At 57.1% G+C, this 14,336-nt stretch carries 15 protein-coding genes; 11 read left to right on the top strand and 4 right to left on the bottom strand.

Going from position 1 to position 14,336, the window contains the following annotated elements; genetic code table 11:
- Window positions 1-51: 51 nt before the first annotated feature.
- A complete protein-coding gene (locus ACOTXT_RS06900) occupies window positions 52-678 on the bottom strand; it encodes a lysoplasmalogenase (protein ID WP_008500086.1) in 627 nt (208 codons plus the stop codon).
- A 129-nt stretch (window positions 679-807) separates the two neighbouring features.
- Here ACOTXT_RS06900 and ACOTXT_RS06895 point away from each other — a divergent pair, with 129 nt between their 5' ends.
- Window positions 808-1,167, top strand: coding sequence for a DUF2500 domain-containing protein (locus ACOTXT_RS06895; protein ID WP_008500087.1), 360 nt, complete (start codon window positions 808-810; stop codon window positions 1,165-1,167).
- Between the two features lie 82 nt (window positions 1,168-1,249).
- On the opposite strand, the gene ACOTXT_RS06890 is transcribed toward ACOTXT_RS06895, so the two are convergent.
- Both ACOTXT_RS06890 and rsmD read right to left on the bottom strand, forming a co-directional pair.
- Window positions 1,250-1,531: a DUF1145 family protein gene (locus tag ACOTXT_RS06890; protein WP_008500088.1), complete on the bottom strand. Its 282-nt coding sequence runs from the start codon at window positions 1,529-1,531 to the stop codon at window positions 1,250-1,252.
- Window positions 1,515-2,117, bottom strand: coding sequence for a 16S rRNA (guanine(966)-N(2))-methyltransferase (gene rsmD / locus ACOTXT_RS06885; protein ID WP_008500089.1), 603 nt, complete (start codon window positions 2,115-2,117; stop codon window positions 1,515-1,517). Before rsmD ends, ACOTXT_RS06890 begins: the two co-directional genes overlap by 17 nt.
- A 127-nt stretch (window positions 2,118-2,244) precedes the next feature.
- Between rsmD and ftsY the strand changes: the two genes are divergently transcribed.
- From ftsY to livJ, 6 genes are all read left to right on the top strand, one after another.
- Complete coding sequence (gene ftsY, locus ACOTXT_RS06880; RefSeq protein WP_219984164.1) at window positions 2,245-3,705, top strand: signal recognition particle-docking protein FtsY; 1,461 nt, start codon at window positions 2,245-2,247, stop codon at window positions 3,703-3,705.
- A 2-nt stretch (window positions 3,706-3,707) separates the two neighbouring features.
- Entirely contained in the window at window positions 3,708-4,379 is a 672-nt protein-coding gene (gene ftsE / locus ACOTXT_RS06875; RefSeq protein ID WP_008500091.1) for a cell division ATP-binding protein FtsE, read from the top strand.
- Complete coding sequence (ftsX, locus tag ACOTXT_RS06870) at window positions 4,366-5,421, top strand: permease-like cell division protein FtsX (RefSeq protein WP_023326488.1); 1,056 nt, start codon at window positions 4,366-4,368, stop codon at window positions 5,419-5,421. The genes ftsE and ftsX overlap by 14 nt, the downstream gene beginning before the upstream one ends.
- Before the next feature lie 251 nt (window positions 5,422-5,672).
- Window positions 5,673-6,530 (top strand): RNA polymerase sigma factor RpoH, encoded by an 858-nt coding sequence (rpoH, locus tag ACOTXT_RS06865; RefSeq protein ID WP_008500093.1) that lies wholly within the window; start codon window positions 5,673-5,675, stop codon window positions 6,528-6,530.
- Window positions 6,531-6,666: 136 nt separating this feature from the next.
- Window positions 6,667-7,932, top strand: a complete 1,266-nt coding sequence (locus ACOTXT_RS06860) for a 4-aminobutyrate--2-oxoglutarate transaminase (protein WP_049121157.1) — start codon at window positions 6,667-6,669, stop codon at window positions 7,930-7,932.
- Window positions 7,933-8,129: 197 nt separating this feature from the next.
- Window positions 8,130-9,230, top strand: a complete 1,101-nt coding sequence (gene livJ, locus ACOTXT_RS06855; protein ID WP_021242735.1) for a branched chain amino acid ABC transporter substrate-binding protein LivJ — start codon at window positions 8,130-8,132, stop codon at window positions 9,228-9,230.
- A gap of 177 nt (window positions 9,231-9,407) precedes the next feature.
- Here livJ and panM read toward each other — a convergent pair whose 3' ends face one another.
- Entirely contained in the window at window positions 9,408-9,791 is a 384-nt protein-coding gene (panM, locus tag ACOTXT_RS06850) for an aspartate 1-decarboxylase autocleavage activator PanM (protein ID WP_008500097.1), read from the bottom strand.
- 424 nt (window positions 9,792-10,215) lie between these two features.
- Here panM and livK point away from each other — a divergent pair, with 424 nt between their 5' ends.
- From livK to livG, 4 genes are read left to right on the top strand one after another with little or no spacing between them, the layout of a single operon-like run.
- The gene (gene livK / locus ACOTXT_RS06845; RefSeq protein WP_008500098.1) at window positions 10,216-11,325 is read left to right on the top strand and encodes a high-affinity branched-chain amino acid ABC transporter substrate-binding protein LivK; all 1,110 of its coding nucleotides are present in this window, start codon (window positions 10,216-10,218) and stop codon (window positions 11,323-11,325) included.
- Window positions 11,326-11,371: 46 nt separating this feature from the next.
- Window positions 11,372-12,298, top strand: coding sequence for a high-affinity branched-chain amino acid ABC transporter permease LivH (livH, locus tag ACOTXT_RS06840; RefSeq protein WP_008500099.1), 927 nt, complete (start codon window positions 11,372-11,374; stop codon window positions 12,296-12,298).
- Window positions 12,295-13,572: a branched chain amino acid ABC transporter permease LivM gene (gene livM / locus ACOTXT_RS06835; protein ID WP_008500100.1), complete on the top strand. Its 1,278-nt coding sequence runs from the start codon at window positions 12,295-12,297 to the stop codon at window positions 13,570-13,572. The genes livH and livM overlap by 4 nt, the downstream gene beginning before the upstream one ends.
- A complete protein-coding gene (gene livG / locus ACOTXT_RS06830; RefSeq protein ID WP_008500101.1) occupies window positions 13,569-14,336 on the top strand; it encodes a high-affinity branched-chain amino acid ABC transporter ATP-binding protein LivG in 768 nt (255 codons plus the stop codon). The genes livM and livG overlap by 4 nt, the downstream gene beginning before the upstream one ends.

The raw sequence follows: 14,336 nt of genomic DNA, 5'->3' as shown, positions 1-14,336 counted from the left end.
CTCATTAACCGCAGCATACACTCTGGAGTCGACTCCAGAGTCAAGCGTTATTTAGATATACAGCGAACGCACAATCAGGAAGTGCCCGGCAAAGTAGCAGGCGGCGGCAATCGCGTTATCCGCCCGGAAACGGCGGCGATAGTGGCTGCCCAGCCACACGATATTCCCAATCAGCAGCAGCGCGGCCCCGAAGAACGCGGACATCGCCGGAGCGGTCGGACGGAAGAACCACAGTTCACCTGCCAGCCATACCATCACCAGCGTCATGGCGATAAACGTGCAGATCGGCAACCGCATCTCTTCCAGACGCGACCAGATCACTGCGATCAGCAGGGCACCAATCACCAGCAGGACCAGCGGCAGCGGCCAGAAGAAAGAGAGCGTCATCTGGCTGGCGAAGTAGATGGTATACAGCAGATGCGACAAGAAAAATGCCCCTACGGCATACAGCAGGCGCTGGCGCGGCAGCAGGGTTAAGGCATCGCCAATCAGAGAGGCGCACAGCCCGGCGAGGACCAGATAGCTGACGGCATTAAACATCGGTGCTTGCCAGGCCAGCAGCAACAGGAGCAACAGCGTGACGGGTTTAAACAGCCAGCGCTGCCAGGTGGGACCACGGTACGACGCATCGACATAAAGCCATGCGGAAAAACAGACAGCGATAAATGACCAAAGCATATTAACTCCCTGTATCTGTTAAGTCTGAATAATCAGTTTCTGATCCAGTGTAGTGACGCGGGCGGGCGTTTGGCAATGCCGGGGAAGGCAGGGTATCCTGAATTCCGCATAATCTGATGGGATAGTTGAATGAGCAAGATGCCGCTGTTTTTCATTATCGTGGTGGCGATTATCGTCATTGCCGCCTCGTTTCGTTTCGTGCAGCAGCGCCGCGAGAAGGCGGATAACGATGCCGCGCCGCTGATGCAAAAGCGCGTGGTGGTGACGAACAAACGCGAAAAGCCGCTCAATGACCGCCGCTCGCGCCAGCAGCAGGTGACGCCTGCGGGCACAACAATGCGTTATGAAGCGAGCTTTAAGCCGGAAACGGGCGGCCTGGAGATGACCTTCCGCCTGGAGGCGCAGCAGTACCACCAGCTGACGGTGGGGGAAAAAGGAACGCTGAGTTACAAAGGATCGCGGTTTGAGGGGTTTGTTCCGGAGTTGTAACGCCGGGCGGCACTGCGTTTGCCCGGCCTACGTGGTTTCGTAGGCCCGGTAAGCGAAGCGCCACCGGGCGACTAAACGCACCTTACTTCTTCACCTGCGCCTTAAACTTCTTCATCCACACCAGCAGCTCAAACACGCCGAAAATAAACACGCGCAGCTGCTGCCAGCCTGTCATCTGCGGGCCGTCTTTCGGCAGACCGTTTTTCAGCATCACCATCTGCAGGGCGTGCATGAACGAGGTGAAAATCAGCGCCACGTTAACGAAAATATTCATCGGGCGCGGGAACGGGTGCACCAGGTTGAGCAGCAAAAACGCCCAGACGCCCAGCATCAGCAGACGTCCCAGATTAATCAGTACCGGCATCGGATCCTCCTTGTGCCTGACGGTGATACAGACGATAAGCAACCTGACCTGCCACTTTTTCACGGTGCAGATCCCAGTGAGCGGGAACCGGCGGCAAACCGTTTTCCACTTCGCTTTCCACGTAAATCAATGCGTCATCCGCCAGCCAGCCGTTTTGCTCCAGCAGGGATAACGTCTCTTCCAGCAGCCCCTTGCGGAACGGCGGGTCGACAAACACCACGGTGTGCGGCGTGCCCTTTTGCGCGAGGAAGCTCAGCGTGTTGGTGTTAACCACTTTCGCGTTGCTCGCCTTCAGCGTCGCCAGATTTTGCTGCAGCGTCTGCGCCACGCCGCGCTCCATCTCCAGCAGCGTGGCGCTGGCAGCATAGCGCGATAGCGCTTCCAGCCCGAGCGCGCCGCTACCGGCGAAGCAGTCCAGGCAGCGGGCGTCTACCATTGACGGGGCCAGCCAGTTAAACAGCGTCTCGCGCACGCGGTCGGTAGTGGGGCGTAAACCGGGGCTGTCCGGCACCGGTAATTTCCGGCCTCGCCACTGACCGCCGATAATACGAATTTGACCGGCCGGGGCGCGGTTGGGTTTCTTCATCTCAGGAAAGCTCTGTTAACAATTGGCCTGCGATTGCGGGCGGTGATGTCAATTAAGTAAAGTGTTAGACTATTTCATCATTTTTTTAGCTTCCATGTATATAGCGCCGCGAGGAGTGTAGTCGCAGATGGCAAAACAAAAAAAACGTGGCTTCTTTTCCTGGCTGGGCTTCGGTGAAAAAGAGCAAGAAACAGAACAGAAAACCGAAGAGCAACAAGCCGTTGAAGAGCCATCGCAGCCTGAAACGCCAGTAGAAACCGCCGCGGTTGTCGATGCGGAAGAAACGGCGCACAGCAAAGAAGAGGTTGAAACCTTTGCTGAAGAGGTGGTTGAGGTCACTGAACAGGTTCAGGAGAGCGAGAAGCCAGAACCGGTTGTCGTAGAAGCCGCTATCGAAGCGCCACAGGCCGCTATCGAACACGAAGAGCTTCCGCTGCCGGAAGAAGTCAAAGACGAAGCGGTGTCTGCCGAAGAGTGGCAGGCCGAAGCGGAAACCGTTGAAATCGTTGAGGCGGTGGAAGAAGAAGCGCCGCTCGAGCCGGAGCTGACCGACGAAGAGCTGGAAGCCCAGGCGCTGGCGGCGGAAGCGGCTGAAGAAGCGGTCATCGTTGTGCCGGTAGAAGAGCAGGCCGAAGAAGAGACCGTTCAGGAGCAGGAAAAACCGACCAAAGAGGGTTTCTTCGCGCGCCTGAAGCGCAGCCTGCTTAAAACCAAAGAAAACTTAGGTTCCGGATTTATCAGTCTGTTCCGCGGCAAGAAGATCGACGACGATCTGTTTGAAGAGCTGGAAGAGCAGCTGCTGATTGCGGACGTTGGGGTGGAAACCACCCGTAAGATCATCACTAATCTGACCGAAGGGGCGAGCCGCAAGCAATTGCGTGACGCCGAAGCGCTGTACGGCCTGCTGAAAGACGAGATGGGTGAAATTCTCGCAAAAGTTGACGAACCGCTTAATATTGAAGGCAAAACGCCATTTGTTATTCTGATGGTCGGCGTGAACGGCGTGGGTAAAACCACCACCATCGGCAAGCTGGCGCGTCAGTTCGAGCAGCAGGGCAAATCGGTGATGCTGGCGGCGGGCGATACCTTCCGTGCGGCGGCGGTTGAGCAGCTGCAGGTCTGGGGCCAGCGCAACAACATCCCGGTGATTGCTCAGCATACCGGCGCGGATTCCGCATCCGTGATCTTTGACGCCATCCAGGCGGCGAAGGCGCGTAACGTGGACGTGCTGATTGCCGATACCGCAGGGCGTTTGCAGAATAAATCGCACCTGATGGAAGAGCTGAAGAAGATCGTTCGCGTCATGAAGAAGCTGGACGAAGACGCACCGCATGAAATTATGCTGACCATTGATGCCAGCACCGGACAGAACGCCATCAGCCAGGCAAAACTGTTCCATGAAGCGGTAGGACTGACGGGGATCACGCTGACCAAACTGGACGGCACCGCGAAAGGCGGGGTGATCTTCTCCGTGGCCGACCAGTTCGGCATTCCTATCCGTTACATCGGTGTGGGCGAGCGTATTGAGGATTTACGTCCGTTTAAGGCGGACGACTTTATTGAGGCATTATTTGCCCGAGAGGACTAACAATGATTCGCTTTGAACACGTCAGCAAGGCCTATCTCGGTGGGAGACAAGCGCTGCAGGGGGTGACCTTCCACCTGCAGCCGGGCGAGATGGCATTCCTGACCGGCCATTCCGGCGCGGGGAAAAGTACCCTGCTCAAGCTTATCTGTGGGATCGAGCGGCCAAGCGCCGGGAAAATCTTTTTCAGCGGCCATGAGATCAGCCGTCTGAAAAACCGTGAGGTGCCGTTCCTGCGTCGTCAGATCGGCATGATTTTCCAGGATCACCACCTGCTGATGGATCGCACCGTTTTCGATAACGTGGCCATTCCGCTGATTATTGCCGGCGCCAGCTATGACGATATCCGCCGCCGCGTCTCTGCGGCGCTGGATAAGGTCGGGCTACTGGACAAAGCGAAGAACTTCCCGATCCAGCTCTCCGGCGGTGAACAGCAGCGCGTGGGTATCGCCCGCGCGGTGGTGAACAAGCCTGCCGTGCTGCTGGCGGATGAACCGACCGGTAACCTGGACGATGCCCTGTCAGAAGGGATTTTGCGTCTGTTTGAGGAGTTTAACCGCGTAGGGGTTACCGTATTGATGGCAACGCACGACATCGGGCTGATTTCCCGTCGTTCGTACCGCATGCTGACCCTGAGCGACGGGCATTTGCACGGAGGCCACGGTGAACAAGCGTGATGCAATAAACCAGATTCGGCAGTTCGGGAACCGGTTTGACCGTTTCCGTAAGCCGCAGGGCGGGGGTGACGGCAATCGTAATGCGCCGAAGCGCCAGAAGGCCGCGCCAAAACCGGCCTCCCGCAAAACCAACGTCTTTAACGAGCAGGTGCGCTACGCGTTCCACGGCGCGCTGCAGGACCTGAAAAGCAAACCGCTGGCGACGTTCCTGACGGTGATGGTAATCGCCATCTCCCTGACGCTGCCAAGCGTCTGCTACATGGTTTACAAGAACGTCAACCAGGCGGCGTCGCAGTATTATCCGTCTCCGCAGATCACGGTCTATCTGGATAAAGCGCTCGACGATAACGCGGCGGCGCAGGTGGTTGGGCAAATTCAGGCCGAGCAGGGCGTGGAGAAGGTCAACTATCTCTCACGTGAAGACGCGCTGGGCGAGTTCCGCAACTGGTCAGGCTTTGGCGGTGCGCTGGATATGCTTGAAGAGAACCCGCTGCCCGCCGTGGCGGTGGTGATCCCGAAGCTGGATTTCCAGGGGACCGATTCGCTTAACACCCTGCGCGATCGCATCACGCGCATTAAGGGCATTGATGAAGTGCGCATGGATGACAGCTGGTTTGCGCGTCTCGCTGCTTTGACCGGGCTGGTAGGCCGCGTCGCGGCGATGATTGGCGTGCTGATGGTGGCGGCGGTCTTCCTCGTCATTGGCAACAGCGTACGCCTGAGCATCTTCGCTCGTCGCGATACCATCAACGTGCAGAAACTGATTGGTGCGACGGATGGCTTCATCCTCCGACCGTTCCTTTACGGTGGCGCACTGCTCGGTTTTTCCGGCGCATTTCTTTCACTGATATTGTCAGAAATTTTGGTGATGCGGCTTTCCTCTGCCGTGACTGAAGTGGCGCAGGTTTTCGGAACCAAGTTTGATATCAGCGGCTTAGGGTTCGATGAGTGTCTCTTACTGCTGCTGGTGTGTTCAATGATTGGGTGGGTGGCAGCGTGGCTGGCAACCGTTCAACATTTACGTCACTTTACTCCCGACTAATAAAAGCGTGATATAATCTTTCCCTGCACCGAGATGTTCGCTCTGCAGGGAAAGTGTCCCTGTTGTCTCTTCCCCTGTTATCATCTCCATGTCACATTTTGTGCGTAATTTATTCACCGTTGCACCTGGAACTTGTGGATAAAATCACTGTCTGATAAAAGAGTGAATGCTAATCTCGTTGCTCAAACGCTTTGGCATGGTTGTTGCCTGACGGGGACAGCCTGGACCAGAAGAAACACTGAGAGGAATGAATGACCAAAGAAATGCAAACTTTAGCTTTAGCCCCTGTTGGTAACCTGGAATCTTATATCCGGGCTGCGAACACCTGGCCGATGTTAACGGCCGAGGAAGAAAAGGAGCTTGCTGAAAAGCTGCATTACCAGGGCGATCTGGAAGCAGCGAAAAAGCTGATCCTGTCTCACCTGCGCTTTGTTGTTCACATTGCTCGTAATTATGCGGGCTATGGCCTGCCGCAGGCGGACTTGATTCAGGAAGGTAACATCGGCCTGATGAAGGCTGTGCGTCGCTTTAACCCGGAAGTGGGGGTGCGACTGGTCTCCTTCGCCGTCCACTGGATCAAAGCAGAAATTCATGAATACGTGCTGCGCAACTGGCGTATCGTGAAAGTCGCCACGACAAAAGCGCAACGCAAACTGTTCTTCAACCTGCGTAAAACCAAGCAGCGTCTGGGCTGGTTCAATCAGGATGAAGTGGAAATGGTGGCGCGCGAGCTGGGTGTTTCCAGCAAAGACGTGCGTGAGATGGAATCCCGTATGGCCGCGCAGGACATGACTTTTGACATGTCTTCCGACGATGACGCATCTGACAGCCAGCCGATGGCACCGGTTCTGTATCTGCAGGATAAAACCTCTAACTTTGCCGACGGCATCGAAGAGGATAACTGGGAAGATCAGGCCGCGAACAAGCTGAGCTATGCGATGGAAGGCCTCGACGAACGTAGCCAGGATATTATCCGCGCCCGCTGGCTGGACGAAGACAACAAGTCCACGCTGCAGGAGCTGGCCGACCGCTACGGCGTCTCTGCGGAACGTGTCCGTCAGCTTGAAAAGAACGCCATGAAGAAACTTCGTGCCGCTATCGAAGCGTAATTAACGCGAAGTACACCGAGAACCCCTGGATGAGAGTCTGGGGGTTTTGTTTTTTTAGCGCCCGCTCTGGCGAATTCCCTCCCCCTGGCAAACACTTACTGATGCGCTAAGCAGGCGACTTTCTCAGGGGGACAGGGTGAAAAACAACGAACTGAACGACCGGCGGTTACAGGCGACGCCGCGCGGCATTGGCGTGATGTGTAACTTCTATGCCGATAAAGCCGAAAACGCCACGGTGTGGGACGTGGAAGGCAATGAGTACATCGACTTCGCCGCCGGGATCGCGGTGCTGAATACCGGCCATCGCCATCCCAAAGTCATTTCCGCCATCGAAAAACAACTCCACGCGTTTACCCACACGGCCTACCAGATTGTGCCGTACGAAGGCTACGTGGCGCTTGCCGAGCGCATCAACCAGCGCGTGCCGATTGACGGCCCGGCCAAAACCGCGTTCTTCTCGACGGGGGCTGAGGCGGTCGAAAACGCGGTGAAAATTGCCCGCGCCTTTACCAAACGCCCCGGCCTTATCACCTTCGGCGGCGCGTTCCACGGCCGCACCTTTATGACCATGGCGCTGACCGGCAAAGTTGCGCCGTACAAGCTCGGATTCGGACCCTTCCCCGGCTCGGTGTATCACGCCCAGTATCCGAATGAACTGCACGGCGTCAGCACGGCGGAAGCGTTGAAAAGTCTGGAACGCATCTTTAAAGCGGATATTGCCCCTGACCAGGTCGCGGCGATTATTCTCGAACCGGTTCAGGGAGAGGGCGGTTTCAACATCGCCCCGGCTGATTTTATGCAGGCGCTGCGCGCCCTGTGCGATACCCACGGCATTTTGCTGATTGCCGACGAGGTGCAAAGCGGCTTCGCCCGCACCGGCAAGCTGTTCTCGATGGAACACCACTGCGTGAAGCCCGATCTGATCACTATGGCGAAAAGCCTGGCGGGCGGGATGCCGCTCTCGGCGGTGTCGGGCCGTGCTGAAGTGATGGATGCGCCCGCGCCGGGTGGGCTGGGCGGTACCTACGCGGGTAACCCGCTGGCGATTGCGGCGGCGCACGCCGTGCTGGACGTGATTGATGAGGAAGATCTCTGCACGCGATCGGCGCATCTTGGCCATCACCTGGTGGAGGTGTTGAACAAGGCGAAGGAACACTGCCCGTATATCGCGGATATTCGCGCGCAGGGCTCGATGGTGGCGGTGGAGTTTAACGATCCGCAAACGGGTCAGCCTGCGCCGGAATTTACCCGCCAGGTGCAGGAGCGTGCATTGCAGGAAGGTCTGCTGCTTCTGAGCTGCGGCGTCTACGGCAACGTCATTCGTTTCCTCTATCCGCTGACGATTCCCGAAGTGCAGTTCCGTAAAGCGCTGGACATTATCTCCGCGTCGCTGACACGTTAAAGCCACATGCCCGGCGAAAACCTCTGCCGGGCCTATCATATATTCATTTCAAATTTGCTATTCCAAAATCATAAAAATGGGGTATGTTTTAGCAGAGTATGCTGAAAAAGCGCGAACAGCACACCTATAACTGAAATAAAGCGCTGCACAACAACATCACAACAATCGTAATAACCATAATAATGGGGAATCTCAGGATGAACATGAAGGGTAAAGCGTTACTGGCAGGATGTATCGCGTTGGCATTCAGCACCATGGCGCAGGCAGACATCAAAGTGGCTGTGGTTGGCGCCATGTCCGGTCCGGTAGCGCAGTACGGCGACCAGGAGTTTACTGGCGCAGAACAGGCGGTTGCAGACATTAACGCTAAGGGCGGTATCAAGGGCGAAAAACTGCAGATCGTAAAATATGATGATGCCTGTGACCCGAAACAGGCGGTCGCGGTCGCGAACAAAGTGGTGAACGACGGGATCAAATACGTTATCGGTCACCTGTGCTCTTCCTCTACCCAGCCGGCGTCTGACATCTACGAAGACGAAGGTATTCTGATGATCACCCCGGCGGCGACCGCACCAGAGCTGACCGCACGCGGTTACAAGCTGACCCTGCGCACCACCGGTCTGGACTCTGACCAGGGCCCAACCGCGGCGAAATACATCGTTGAAAAAGTGAAGCCGAAACGCATTGCCATTGTTCATGACAAGCAGCAGTACGGTGAAGGTCTGGCGCGTTCAGTGCAGGACAACCTTAAGAAAGCCAATGCCGACGTGGTGTTCTTCGACGGGATCACCGCCGGTGAGAAAGACTTCTCCACGCTGGTTGCGCGTCTGAAGAAAGAGAATATCGACTTTGTTTACTACGGCGGCTACCACCCGGAAATGGGCCAGATCCTGCGCCAGGCGCGCGCGGCCGGTCTGAAAACCCAGTTCATGGGCCCGGAAGGGGTGGCGAACGTTTCTCTGTCTAACATCGCGGGTGAATCCGCCGAAGGCCTGCTGGTGACCAAACCGAAGAACTACGACCAGGTCCCTGCGAACAAACCTATCGTAGATGCCATCAAGGCGAAGAAACAGGATCCAAGCGGCGCGTTCGTCTGGACCACCTACGCGGCGCTGCAGTCGCTGCAGGCGGGCCTGAACCAGTCAGCCGATCCGGCTGAGATTGCCACCTGGCTGAAAGCGAACACCGTCGAAACCGTTATGGGGCCTCTCTCCTGGGACACGAAAGGCGACCTGAAGGGCTTCGAGTTCGGCGTGTTTGACTGGCATGCGAACGGCACGGCGACAGACGCCAAATAATTTTCCCGTCGCCTTTCGCGCCGCAGGTGCGTTGGCTGCGTTATTCAACCCCGGTCACTTACTTATGTAAGCTCCCGGGGATTTCATAACTTGCCGCCTTCCTGCAACACGAAATGCTTGGGAAAATGCGGTAGAAATTGTAGGCCGGGCAAGGCGCAGCCGCCACCCGGCTTTCTTTTAGCGCTTCTCCCACCCGCTCTCCTGCGCCGTAAACCCTAACGCCTGCATAAACGCCGCCATCACGCCGCGGTCTTCCACGCCCACGTCGGCCATCCACCATGATGTCACGCCCGGGTTTTCGCGGAGCACTTCTTCAATTAAATACTGCCCCACGCCGCGACGGCGGGTCACGTCACGCACGCGCAGCGAGTCCAGCGCCCCTTCCGTGCCGCTCAGCGTTACGCGAACGGCGGCCAGAAGACGCTCGTTAAAGCGCGCGGCATAGATACGGTGATTTTCGTCGACGGCCAGCGACGAAGGGGAATATTCCGGCCAGATCTTGCCCAGGTCGATATGATCCTGGTCGCTAAAGGTCACCAGACGCACGATAGTCAGTTTCATTAGCTGCTTGTCCAAATCAAATTGAGTAGAGGCAGTGTACTCAATTTATTCGCTCAGCGGCTTCCTCTTTTTATCGCCGTTTGCCAGGTGATTAGTTTTTTGGCAACGCGTTGGGCAGTTTGAAAACACATGGATCGAAAAATAAGCAGGATTTTAACCTGAATGGCAGTGATTTATTCGGCGCTTTGTACCGTTATTTTATGCTGCAAACTGCACTTTTATTTGTTTATCTCTGCCTGATTTCAGAATATTATCTTTGCTTAATCGCCTGAAAAATAGAGATTTTAGTCTGGTTTTTGACAAAAACCTGCGCTAAACCATTAAAGGCACTGGTAAAAATAGCGTTGTTCATTAAAAGTACAGAATGCTTTTTAACCATAATAAAACAAAATATAAACACGACATCACGAATGGGGATTCAGAGATGAAAAGGAACGCGAAGACGTTAATCGCGGGGATGGTCGCACTGTCGATCTCGCATGCCGCCATGGCGGAAGACATAAAAGTTGCGGTAGTGGGGGCGATGTCCGGCCCTGTTGCCCAGTGGGGTGACATGGAGTTCAACGGTGCGCGCCAGGCCATCAAAGACATCAACGCTAAGGGCGGCATCAAGGGCGACAAGCTGGTGGGCGTGGAGTATGACGACGCCTGCGATCCGAAACAGGCCGTCGCGGTCGCCAACAAAATCGTCAACGATGGCATCCAGTATGTGATCGGCCACCTGTGCTCATCGTCCACCCAGCCGGCGTCTGACATCTACGAAGATGAAGGCATTCTGATGATCACCCCTGGCGCCACTAACCCTGAGCTGACCCAGCGCGGCTACCAGCACATCATGCGCACCGCCGGTCTGGACTCCTCTCAGGGGCCTACCGCCGCCAAATACATCCTTGAAACCGTCAAGCCGCAGCGTATCGCCATTATTCATGACAAGCAGCAGTACGGCGAAGGCCTGGCGCGCTCCGTTCAGGACGGCCTGAAAAAAGGCGGCGCGAACATCGTCTTCTTCGACGGCATTACCGCCGGTGAGAAAGACTTCTCCGCGCTGATCGCCCGTCTGCAAAAAGAGAATATCGACTTTGTTTACTACGGCGGCTACTACCCGGAGATGGGGCAGATGCTGCGTCAGGCGCGCGCCACCGGTCTGAAAACTCAGTTTATGGGGCCAGAGGGCGTGGGCAATGCCTCCCTGTCCAACATCGCCGGGGATTCTGCCGAAGGCATGCTGGTGACGATGCCAAAACGCTATGACCAGGATCCGGCCAACAAGGCTATCGTGGATGCGCTCAAGGCGCAGAAGAAAGATCCGAGTGGTCCGTACGTCTGGATCACCTATGCCGCCGTACAGTCTCTGGCCACCGCGCTGGATCGTACCGGCAGCAAAGAACCGCTGGATCTGGTGAAAGATTTAAAAGCACACGGGGCGAACACCGTGATTGGGCCGCTGAACTGGGATGAGAAAGGCGATCTGAAGGGATTTGAGTTTGGTGTCTTTAAGTGGCACGCCGACGGTTCGTCTTCGGCCGCCAAATAATTATCCCACCGCCCGGCATGACGGGCGGGTATAAAAAGGTTTGCATATGTCCGAGCAGTTTCTCTATTTCCTGCAGCAGATGTTTAACGGCGTCACGCTGGGAAGCACCTACGCGCTGATCGCCATCGGCTATACGATGGTTTACGGCATTATCGGCATGATCAACTTCGCCCACGGCGAGGTCTACATGATCGGTAGCTATGTCTCCTTTATGATTATCGCCGCCCTGATGATGATGGGCATCGACAGCAGCTGGCTGCTGGTCGCCGCCGGGTTTGTCGGCGCGATTGTGATTGCCAGCGCCTACGGCTGGAGCATCGAGCGCGTGGCCTATCGGCCGGTGCGCAGCTCCAAGCGTCTGATTGCACTGATTTCCGCCATCGGGATGTCGATCTTCCTGCAAAACTACGTCAGCCTGACCGAAGGCTCGCGCGACGTGGCGCTGCCAAGCCTGTTTAACGGCCAGTGGATTGTGGGAGCCAGCGAAAACTTCGCGGCCTCTATCACCACCATGCAGCTGGTTATCTGGGTCGTGACCTTTATTGCGATGCTGGCCCTGACGCTGTTCATCCGCTACTCGCGGATGGGACGCGCCTGCCGCGCCTGCGCAGAAGACCTGAAGATGGCGAGCCTGCTCGGCATCAACACCGACCGCGTGATTGCCCTGACCTTCGTGATTGGCGCCGCGATGGCTGCCGTCGCAGGCGTGCTGCTCGGCCAGTTCTACGGCGTGATCAACCCGTACATCGGCTTTATGGCCGGGATGAAAGCTTTTACCGCGGCGGTGCTGGGCGGTATCGGCAGTATTCCGGGCGCGATGATTGGCGGCCTGATCCTGGGCGTGGCGGAAGCGCTCTCTTCGGCGTACCTGAGCACGGAATATAAAGACGTGGTGTCGTTTGCCCTGCTGATTCTGGTTCTGCTGGTCATGCCTACCGGTATTCTGGGCCGTCCGGAGGTAGAGAAAGTATGAAACCGATGCATTTTGCAATGGCGCTGCTCTCTGCCGCCATGTTCTTCGTGCTGGCAGGCGTCTTTATGGGCGTCCAGCTTGAGCTGAATGGCACCAAACTGGTGGTGGATACCGCCCCCGACATCCGCTGGCAGTGGGTGTTTATCGGTACCGCCGTGGTGTTCCTGTTCCAGCTGCTGCGTCCGCTGTTCCAGAAGTCGCTGAAAAACGTCTCCGGGCCGAAATTCGTCCTGCCGGCCATCGACGGGTCTACCGTTAAGCAGAAGCTGTTCCTCGTGGCGCTGCTGGTGGCTGCCGTGGCGTGGCCGTTCGTTGTGTCTCGTGGAACCGTGGATATCGCTACCCTGACCATGATCTACGTGATCCTCGGTCTCGGTCTGAACGTGGTGGTGGGGCTCTCAGGCCTGCTGGTGCTGGGCTACGGCGGCTTCTACGCCATCGGCGCCTACACCTTCGCGCTGCTGAACCACTATTACGGGCTCGGCTTCTGGACCTGCCTGCCGCTGGCAGGGCTGGTCTCTGCCGCCGCAGGCTTCCTGCTCGGTTTCCCGGTACTGCGCCTGCGCGGTGACTACCTGGCGATTGTGACCTTAGGCTTCGGTGAAATCGTCCGTATCCTGCTGCTGAACAACACCGAAGTGACCGGCGGCCCGAACGGCATCAGCCAGATCCCGAAACCAACTTTCTTCGGCCTGGAGTTCAGCCGTACCGCCCGCGAAGGCGGCTGGGACACCTTCAGTAACTTCTTCGGCGTGAAGTATGACCCGTCCGACCGCGTCATCTGGCTCTATCTGGTGGCGCTGCTGCTGGTGGTCATCACCCTGTTCGTGATTAACCGCCTGCTGCGCATGCCGCTGGGCCGCGCGTGGGAAGCGCTGCGCGAAGATGAGATCGCCTGCCGCTCCCTGGGCCTGAACCCGACCCGCATCAAGCTGACCGCGTTCACCATCAGCGCCGCGTTTGCCGGTTTTGCCGGGACGCTGTTTGCCGCGCGTCAGGGCTTCGTCAGCCCGGAATCGTTCACCTTTGCCGAATCCGCCTTTGTGCTGGCGATTGTGGTGCTGGGCGGGATGGGCTCGCAGTTCGCCGTTATCCTGGCGGCCATCCTGCTGGTGGTCTCGCGCGAGCTGATGCGCGACTTTAACGAATACAGCATGTTAATGCTGGGTGGTTTGATGGTGCTGATGATGATCTGGCGTCCGCAGGGCTTGCTGCCGATGACCCGTCCACAGCTGAAGCTGAAGAACGGGCAAGCGAAAGGAGAGCAGGCATGAGTCAGCCATTATTATCCGTTAACGGTCTGATGATGCGTTTTGGCGGCCTGCTGGCGGTCAACAACGTGAATCTGGATTTGCACAAGAAAGAGATTGTCTCCCTGATTGGCCCGAACGGCGCGGGGAAAACCACGGTCTTTAACTGCCTGACCGGCTTCTACAAGCCGACGGGCGGCACCATCATGCTGCGCGATCAGCATCTTGAAGGGCTGCCGGGCCAGCAGATTGCCCGCATGGGCGTAGTGCGTACCTTCCAGCACGTGCGTCTGTTCCGCGAGATGACGGTGATTGAGAACCTGCTGGTGGCGCAGCATCAGCAGCTGAAAACCGGGCTGTTCTCCGGCCTGCTGAAAACCCCGGCCTTCCGCCGCGCCCAGGATGAAGCGCTCGATCGCGCCGCCACCTGGCTCGACCGCATTGGCCTGCTGCAGCACGCCAACCGTCAGGCGAGCAACCTGGCCTACGGCGATCAGCGTCGCCTGGAGATTGTGCGCTGCATGGTGACGCAGCCGGAAATCCTCATGCTCGACGAACCGGCGGCGGGCCTCAACCCGAAAGAGACCAAAGAGCTGGACGAGTTGATTGCCGAACTGCGCGATCACCACGACACCACCATTCTGCTGATTGAGCATGACATGAAGCTGGTGATGGGCATTTCCGACCGTATCTACGTGGTTAACCAGGGTACGCCGCTGGCAAACGGCACGCCGGAAGAGATCCGCAACAACCCGGACGTGATCCGCGCATACCTGGGTGAGGCATAA

Source organism: Enterobacter cloacae complex sp. IR5422 (assembly GCF_049238165.1).
Lineage (GTDB): Bacteria > Pseudomonadota > Gammaproteobacteria > Enterobacterales > Enterobacteriaceae > Enterobacter > Enterobacter roggenkampii.
This window is presented reverse-complemented; position numbering and strand designations above follow the sequence as displayed.

Coding starts and splice junctions, on each gene's coding strand:
- ACOTXT_RS06900 (WP_008500086.1), bottom strand. CDS start 678: ATGCTTTGGTCATTTATCGCTGTCTGTTTTTCCGCATGGCTTTATGTC.
- ACOTXT_RS06895 (WP_008500087.1), top strand. CDS start 808: ATGAGCAAGATGCCGCTGTTTTTCATTATCGTGGTGGCGATTATCGTC.
- ACOTXT_RS06890 (WP_008500088.1), bottom strand. CDS start 1,531: ATGCCGGTACTGATTAATCTGGGACGTCTGCTGATGCTGGGCGTCTGG.
- rsmD (WP_008500089.1), bottom strand. CDS start 2,117: ATGAAGAAACCCAACCGCGCCCCGGCCGGTCAAATTCGTATTATCGGC.
- ftsY (WP_219984164.1), top strand. CDS start 2,245: ATGGCAAAACAAAAAAAACGTGGCTTCTTTTCCTGGCTGGGCTTCGGT.
- ftsE (WP_008500091.1), top strand. CDS start 3,708: ATGATTCGCTTTGAACACGTCAGCAAGGCCTATCTCGGTGGGAGACAA.
- rpoH (WP_008500093.1), top strand. CDS start 5,673: ATGACCAAAGAAATGCAAACTTTAGCTTTAGCCCCTGTTGGTAACCTG.
- livJ (WP_021242735.1), top strand. CDS start 8,130: ATGAACATGAAGGGTAAAGCGTTACTGGCAGGATGTATCGCGTTGGCA.
- panM (WP_008500097.1), bottom strand. CDS start 9,791: ATGAAACTGACTATCGTGCGTCTGGTGACCTTTAGCGACCAGGATCAT.
- livK (WP_008500098.1), top strand. CDS start 10,216: ATGAAAAGGAACGCGAAGACGTTAATCGCGGGGATGGTCGCACTGTCG.
- livH (WP_008500099.1), top strand. CDS start 11,372: ATGTCCGAGCAGTTTCTCTATTTCCTGCAGCAGATGTTTAACGGCGTC.
- livM (WP_008500100.1), top strand. CDS start 12,295: ATGAAACCGATGCATTTTGCAATGGCGCTGCTCTCTGCCGCCATGTTC.
- livG (WP_008500101.1), top strand. CDS start 13,569: ATGAGTCAGCCATTATTATCCGTTAACGGTCTGATGATGCGTTTTGGC.